The sequence below is a fragment of the Xenorhabdus aichiensis genome (assembly GCF_028598775.1).
Taxonomy (GTDB): Bacteria; Pseudomonadota; Gammaproteobacteria; order Enterobacterales; family Enterobacteriaceae; genus Xenorhabdus; species Xenorhabdus bovienii.
In genome coordinates this window covers 1-5,758 of record NZ_JAQRFO010000084.1, presented here as the reverse complement: position 1 = coordinate 5,758, position 5,758 = coordinate 1, and the positions used below count along the sequence as shown (strand labels likewise).

Annotated in this window: 11 protein-coding genes; 6 read left to right on the top strand and 5 right to left on the bottom strand. The window is 42.6% G+C overall.

The window, feature by feature from the left end; all coding sequences use genetic code 11:
* The 3 genes from PSI22_RS21650 to PSI22_RS20610 all read right to left on the bottom strand — a co-directional run.
* Window positions 1–120, bottom strand: a 120-nt coding sequence (locus PSI22_RS21650) for a DUF7446 family protein (RefSeq protein ID WP_442316502.1), incomplete at its 3' end; no start/stop codon positions are given.
* A 2-nt stretch (window positions 121–122) separates the two neighbouring features.
* Window positions 123–419 (bottom strand): hypothetical protein, encoded by a 297-nt coding sequence (locus tag PSI22_RS20615; RefSeq protein WP_273581368.1) that lies wholly within the window; start codon window positions 417–419, stop codon window positions 123–125.
* A 380-nt stretch (window positions 420–799) separates the two neighbouring features.
* On the bottom strand, window positions 800–964 hold the full coding sequence (locus PSI22_RS20610; RefSeq protein ID WP_273581367.1) for a hypothetical protein: 165 nt from the start codon (window positions 962–964) through the stop codon (window positions 800–802).
* A gap of 136 nt (window positions 965–1,100) precedes the next feature.
* Here PSI22_RS20610 and PSI22_RS20605 point away from each other — a divergent pair, with 136 nt between their 5' ends.
* Complete coding sequence (locus PSI22_RS20605; RefSeq protein WP_273581366.1) at window positions 1,101–1,604, top strand: hypothetical protein; 504 nt, start codon at window positions 1,101–1,103, stop codon at window positions 1,602–1,604.
* On the opposite strand, the gene PSI22_RS20600 is transcribed toward PSI22_RS20605, so the two are convergent.
* Together PSI22_RS20600 and PSI22_RS20595 are read right to left on the bottom strand one after the other, a co-directional pair.
* Window positions 1,601–1,876: a hypothetical protein gene (locus PSI22_RS20600; RefSeq protein ID WP_155399137.1), complete on the bottom strand. Its 276-nt coding sequence runs from the start codon at window positions 1,874–1,876 to the stop codon at window positions 1,601–1,603. The two genes, PSI22_RS20605 and PSI22_RS20600, sit on opposite strands and share 4 nt — an antisense overlap.
* A 443-nt stretch (window positions 1,877–2,319) precedes the next feature.
* Window positions 2,320–3,060, bottom strand: a complete 741-nt coding sequence (locus tag PSI22_RS20595) for a S24 family peptidase (protein ID WP_273581365.1) — start codon at window positions 3,058–3,060, stop codon at window positions 2,320–2,322.
* Between the two features lie 88 nt (window positions 3,061–3,148).
* Here PSI22_RS20595 and PSI22_RS20590 point away from each other — a divergent pair, with 88 nt between their 5' ends.
* The 5 genes from PSI22_RS20590 to PSI22_RS20570 all read left to right on the top strand — a co-directional run.
* Entirely contained in the window at window positions 3,149–3,379 is a 231-nt protein-coding gene (locus tag PSI22_RS20590) for a helix-turn-helix domain-containing protein (protein ID WP_046337084.1), read from the top strand.
* Between the two features lie 133 nt (window positions 3,380–3,512).
* Window positions 3,513–3,878, top strand: coding sequence for a hypothetical protein (locus PSI22_RS20585; RefSeq protein WP_273581364.1), 366 nt, complete (start codon window positions 3,513–3,515; stop codon window positions 3,876–3,878).
* Between the two features lie 37 nt (window positions 3,879–3,915).
* On the top strand, window positions 3,916–4,083 hold the full coding sequence (locus PSI22_RS20580; protein ID WP_196245623.1) for a hypothetical protein: 168 nt from the start codon (window positions 3,916–3,918) through the stop codon (window positions 4,081–4,083).
* The gene (locus PSI22_RS20575) at window positions 4,076–4,945 is read left to right on the top strand and encodes a replication protein (RefSeq protein ID WP_273581363.1); all 870 of its coding nucleotides are present in this window, start codon (window positions 4,076–4,078) and stop codon (window positions 4,943–4,945) included. The genes PSI22_RS20580 and PSI22_RS20575 overlap by 8 nt, the downstream gene beginning before the upstream one ends.
* 21 nt (window positions 4,946–4,966) lie before the next feature.
* Window positions 4,967–5,758 (top strand): toprim domain-containing protein (locus PSI22_RS20570; protein WP_503016481.1); only part of this gene is annotated, 792 nt, incomplete at its 3' end.

Genomic DNA, 5,758 nt, shown 5'->3' with positions numbered 1-5,758 from the left:
TATTGCCTCATCCGTGATGTCCCGTTTATCCTTATTTGCAACATTTGTTTTGGTGTTAACCCGTCCTTGAAATATTTTCCCTGTCAGCGGTGAACACCATATTTTTTGTTCTTGTGCCATTATTATTCTCCTGTATTTAATTTCACGGTACTATTCCAGTCTATTGAAAAGCTGTCATCTGTTTCATACGGCAACTCGGTTCCTGCGTCCCTGCATCGTCTGCACCAACTGTCATATCCTACTATGGTTATGTACTGGCCAGATGGGGGTAACATGTGGTATTTGTTAGTCCTGTCCATCATGCAATCATAGCCACCGCTATTTAAAATAATGTCCACATAACCTTTATCGCCATTTTTTAAAACGACCCTATCTCCTATTTTTAATTTTGGATATTTTTTCAGATCGATATGGTGCATCATCATTTTCCTATATTCAGGTAATAAAAAGCCCCGCATTGGCGAGGCTGGTGTTTAACTGTGATTATTATTTACAAACTCCCCATTCTATATTCTAGTGAATAGAATAAGAATGATGCTGTAGGGATTAAAAATACTAGCGCCATTAACGTACATATAATTTTAATTATTGGCTTCTTAGATGTGCATGCTATATAGATAGATAGCACTCCGACAGGGGCGCTTAACCACCAACACATCAAAAACATAAACTTGAACCATTCAAAGCTATACATTTCATCTACTAACACACACACTCCCTCATGAATCCCATTGTCTAATCCATGAATATATCAGTTCTACTCACCACAGCCCACTCGGAAATGAGCTGGAGTTAGTTTTTAATTGTAATAAATTTCAACTCGACAAAATGGGTATGATGTTAATTTGTTTTCAACAATAAATTTTTCCGCTTCTTCCAGTGTATTGAAGAAATAGGAGACTTTGATATTCTCGGTTTGCTCTTCTTCGTACTTCCCAGCTAATACACAAAATTCTTTGTTCATTTCACCCTCTCGCTGTTACTGTTGTTGATTTGATGTGCCTGCATGTTTAACCACCTCAGGCGGCAGTAGTTCTGCTACTCCCCAGCAACAAAATCGGTTATAATTCAATCTCCCCAGCAAACAAAAAGGACAAATAATGACCACGCCATCAGAGAGGCAAGATATGATTATCCGCACAATGAATGACAGAGAGTATTTAATGAGTCCGATAAGCACTGAAAAATTTCAGTCTCTTATTGATGAGCTTGGTGAGGAAAAATTAGCGAAAGATCTGAGTTACCTGCAATCTATTGGATTAGTTCAATTAGGTGCGGTTGAGATTGGCACTACCGATGATGAGCCTTATTCATTTAATCTTAACAAGATGGCATTAACTGCGGCGGGTGTTGACTATGCCAACATGGACACCATCGGAAATAAAATCAACACGGTAACTATCAAGATTCACCAAAATACCATTGAGCAGATTGAAACAATTATCCTGTCTGCTAATTTGCCTGAGTCAGAAAAGAAAACCCTTTTGCAATTAGTAAAAGAAAAAGGTGCTGAGAAAGTTGTAGGAAAATGCGTTGATACTTTATTCGCTAACGCAGGTTCCGTAACACAAGTTCTCTCTGAATTGGCAAAAAGTACATTCTAACCCCTCGCCGTAACCCCGCCTGACTCCAGTATCCGATTGCTAGCTCTTTGCTTGGTTGAGTAAAGAGCTACGTCACTCATGCAGCAAGATCCGCCGTTGTTGTCACTCGCGTCTGTCTTGAGTTGCGCAAACAGATTTGCTAGTGCATCAATTTCATCGACCGGCTGACCGAAAATACTGTCCCAAATTTCCCCAGTCGTTCTGGGAGCAGCAGCCCGAGCTTCCATGCGGTTTTGCTTCCGTCTCAATTTATAACGTTGTCGTGAGTTCATATGTCCTCCGCAAATTGATTTTGGTGGTGTGGTGATCGCTACGTTGTGGCTCTATCGCAGATCGCGCCTCCCGTAGTCCTGATACAGTCATCACCTGCGCTTGAGGACTGATTACTTTTAGGCTCAGTCACCACACCCCAAAACCAACTTGTTTTGGCCTCCCATTTCCAAGGAGGAAGTTAAATTGTTAAAGAGCGAAATTTCCTTTTATCTTTGGCTCCTTGCCTTGGATGAATACATTATTAACCGTCAGTTAATCATAGTCAATAACCAATGGTTAATTTAATTAAAAATAATATTTAACTAACTGAATTTAAAGTTAATAAATTTTTAACCAATGTTGGGAATGTGATTTGGATCGGATATTTTGATGATGGGAACGCTGGATAGAGATAGCCGCATGGTTAGCGGCTATGCTTATTTACGGAGAGGATGCTATCGGATTACCACGCCATCACTGACCAGTTAATAACTCGACCAATGATTTTTACGTCCTGAGATTCTGTTATTTCATCAGGGAACTCTACAGAGTTAAAACTGCGTACAATCAATTTACCGGGTTGGCGATATAACAACTTAATGCGAAATAAATCACTTTGCTCAATAGCGTATATCCCTCCATCAACAATATTTTGATGGCCGCAATCAACGGTTACAGTTGATCCATTTGGGATTACTGGAGACATACTGTCACCATGAACAGTGAACGCCACAACATTCGAAGGGCAAGCCCCATATCGACGAAGAGTCGAACGTGAAAACCTCAATTTTAATCCATCGTAATCTTCGTTAGTACAGCAGCCGATTCCAGCAGCTAACTCTATACTTCTAAAAAATGGGATGACAACCTCATCATCATCGATTGGGGTGGATGAGTCCCAAGGCTCAACCTCTTCTCGTTCTACCTTTGATATTGATATTCCGTCTATTGTTTTAGAACCTCGGCCATACTCTAACCACTCCGGCCTGACACCAAGCCATTTGCTCAACGCCAACATATTACTGGAGTCTGGAATTGACTCAGAATTTAGCCATTTCCAAACAGCAGGCCCACTAACTTTTATTTTTTGTTCGGCAAGTGCGTTAGTAATTTTCTTGCCTAGCCCACGCCCAGCATGGCCTGCATTCAAGCACGCCTCTTTTAGCCTAGCAGTGAACTCAACCTTATCAGTGCTTTTAACCATAAGTTAATTATCTTCCACACTTGACTTAACTGTCAGTTAGAATTTAGAATTAACTAACAGTTAACTTAATTAATAAGGATATTAACCGATGAACCCGGTTGAATTCGCAGTTAATGCCGTTGGCGGACAGGCCGCTGCGGCGAAAATCTGCGGGAAAAGCAGCGTTGCAGTTTGGAAATGGGTGCAAAACGGCTGCCTACCTCGCACTGAATACACGGGAAAAACCCGGTATTCAAAATTGCTGGCAGAGCATTCTAACGGAAAATTTACCGAAAGATGGCTACTGCAAGCAGCAAACCCGGATAAAGAAGTAGCGTAATAACCGATCTAACTGCTCTGACTGCTCTTTAACAATCTACTGCTCTCCTTGAAAACGGGAGAATTATTAACCTGATTATAGTCAGGTTGACGGTTATTTATTAAACAAAACTTAACTATAGGAACTGTAGCAGATGGAAGTCGCAAAAGTTGTCAAAAATACTCGTGTCACGTGTAGTGCCAGATCTCTGGAGGGCTGGTTTCTCAAAGAGTCTATGGAGTTTGGAAATAATGATCTGGCACGTGAAATGGGGATTCATCCCTCGGCATTGAGTCGGGATAAGAACCGGATAGCACGGCTAGCTAGTTTAATGATTGTGAAGTTGGGATTGCCAGAGGGAAGCGTAGCAGCGCCGGGATGTGAGGCCAACATTGTTCTGACGGGAGTTGAGGCCAGCAAATTATTGTCGATGCTGGATAACCTCATATACCCAAAAAGAAAAACCTCGAAGGCGGCTACCGACGAGGCTTCTGAAATGCAACTTGAGATGGGAATTTAGCGGTTCCCGAACACCATTTCAACGAGGTTAATTATACATGAAAACGAAATTTAATCACAGCGCAGTGCATAAAAATCTCACGCGCGAACGGGAGGCTCGTTTAGTCACCGAACAGGGATGTGAAAAACTGCGTGATGCTCTGGAAGATGCCAAATTGCGGCTGGAGCACCGCGAGGAACTGACCGGAGGGAAACGCCATGAGTAACGTTGCATACGCTGATTTTGGAGCTAAAAACAGGCAAGAGAGGCCGACGGTGGCAGATCTTGATAATGGATACACTAGGATAGCTAATGAGATTCTAGATGAAATTATGCTAGCTGGTCTAACCAAACACCAATTACTTATCGTCATCGCTGTATGGAGAAAAACATATGGCTTTAACAAGAAAATAGATTGGATTGGTAATGATCAGTTAGAAAAAATGACAAGACTTGATAGTACCAAATGCTCAACTGCTAAGAATCAATTAATACGGATGAAAATTCTTATTCAAGAGGGCAGAAAGGTTGGAATGAATAAGGATATTTCGGAATGGATTTTAAACATTGACCGAAACAGTAAAAGTTTTACCGAAACAGTAAAGAAAAGTTTTACTGAAACGGTAAAAAGGTCTTTACCGAAACAGTCAAACACAAAAGACAATAATACAAAAGACAAGAAAGACAATAAAAACATATTGTCCGAACAAGTTCAGACTGAATGTGAAAAACCTTCTCCTGAGCCAGCAAAACAAGACCAAATCCAATCGGCCTTTGAAACTATTTTCTGGCTGGCAGGAATGCGAAAGGTGGGGAAGCCAAAAGCACTGTCCTCGTTTAAATCTCAGTTCAAGGAGTGGCGGAAAGAAACCGGAGGAACGCCGGAACAGTTTGCAGAATTTCTAGCGGCAGATATCCGGTTACGTTTACAGGCGAAGATATTCGGATTTGAGAATCTACACCCGACGACCTACCTCAACGGACAACGCTGGACAGACGAGAAACCGGTCACCAATACACCCACTCAATCAACTACAGGCCAATCAGGGATTACGGTCAGTGAGTCTGGTTTGGTTTTTCTGGATTAACCATAAATTTGAGGAGGCATGATGACAATCACTGAACTGTCTGATCGTCTGTGGTCTGACGTTGAAAGAGTGGCTAAGTATCTACTGCCGAACGGCAAGCGAGAAAGTCATGAATGGGTCGCTGGGTCAGTGGATGGCGAGACTGGAAAGAGCCTGAAAGTGAATCTGGCAGGGAAAAGAGTCTGGTCAGACTTTGCGGAAGGGACTGGTGGTGACTTGCTGGACTTGTGGGTTCAGGTGAGGGATTGCAGCCTCCATCAAGCCATGACGGAAGCCAAACAATTTTTAGGCATTACCGATGATGATCATAACTTCGAGGCTAAGCGCCAGAAGAAATTTAGCCGGCCGAAAAACGAATCCCTGAAAAAGAATATCCGTAAAACAGTGAGTTGTTACACCTATCTGGAAAGTCGCGGGATCAGTCAGGCAATCGCCGAAGATTTTAAGGTGTGTGATGCTGTTGTCTGGTCACACGATGAGAACCGAGAACTGCCAGCCATTGCCTTCCCCTATAAGCGAGATGGCGAGTTGTTGCAGGTAAAGCGGATCAGTACTGAACGTCCGAACGGTAAGAAAGTGATTTCGGTTGAGGCAGACTGTGAGCCGTGCTTGTTCGGATGGGACGTACTGCCAAAAGATGCCAGAGCGGTGATCCTCTGCGAGGGTGAAATCGACTGCATGAGTTATTACCAGTATGGATTAAGCGCTCTGTCTGTCCCATTTGGCGGCGGTAAGGGAGCAAAACAGCAATGGATTGAGTTTGAGTATCACAATCTGGATCGCTTCACTGAAATCTGGTTATCACTGGACAAT

Excerpts from the sequence above, each read along its gene's own strand:
- PSI22_RS20610 (WP_273581367.1), bottom strand. The coding sequence starts at position 964 with ATGAACAAAGAATTTTGTGTATTAGCTGGGAAGTACGAAGAAGAGCAA.
- PSI22_RS20600 (WP_155399137.1), bottom strand. The coding sequence starts at position 1,876 with ATGAACTCACGACAACGTTATAAATTGAGACGGAAGCAAAACCGCATG.
- PSI22_RS20615 (WP_273581368.1), bottom strand. The coding sequence starts at position 419 with ATGCACCATATCGATCTGAAAAAATATCCAAAATTAAAAATAGGAGAT.
- PSI22_RS20590 (WP_046337084.1), top strand. The coding sequence starts at position 3,149 with ATGAACCCGGTTGAATTCGCAGTTAATGCCGTTGGCGGACAGGCCGCT.
- PSI22_RS20605 (WP_273581366.1), top strand. The coding sequence starts at position 1,101 with ATGACCACGCCATCAGAGAGGCAAGATATGATTATCCGCACAATGAAT.
- PSI22_RS20595 (WP_273581365.1), bottom strand. The coding sequence starts at position 3,060 with ATGGTTAAAAGCACTGATAAGGTTGAGTTCACTGCTAGGCTAAAAGAG.
- PSI22_RS20580 (WP_196245623.1), top strand. The coding sequence starts at position 3,916 with ATGAAAACGAAATTTAATCACAGCGCAGTGCATAAAAATCTCACGCGC.
- PSI22_RS20585 (WP_273581364.1), top strand. The coding sequence starts at position 3,513 with ATGGAAGTCGCAAAAGTTGTCAAAAATACTCGTGTCACGTGTAGTGCC.
- PSI22_RS20575 (WP_273581363.1), top strand. The coding sequence starts at position 4,076 with ATGAGTAACGTTGCATACGCTGATTTTGGAGCTAAAAACAGGCAAGAG.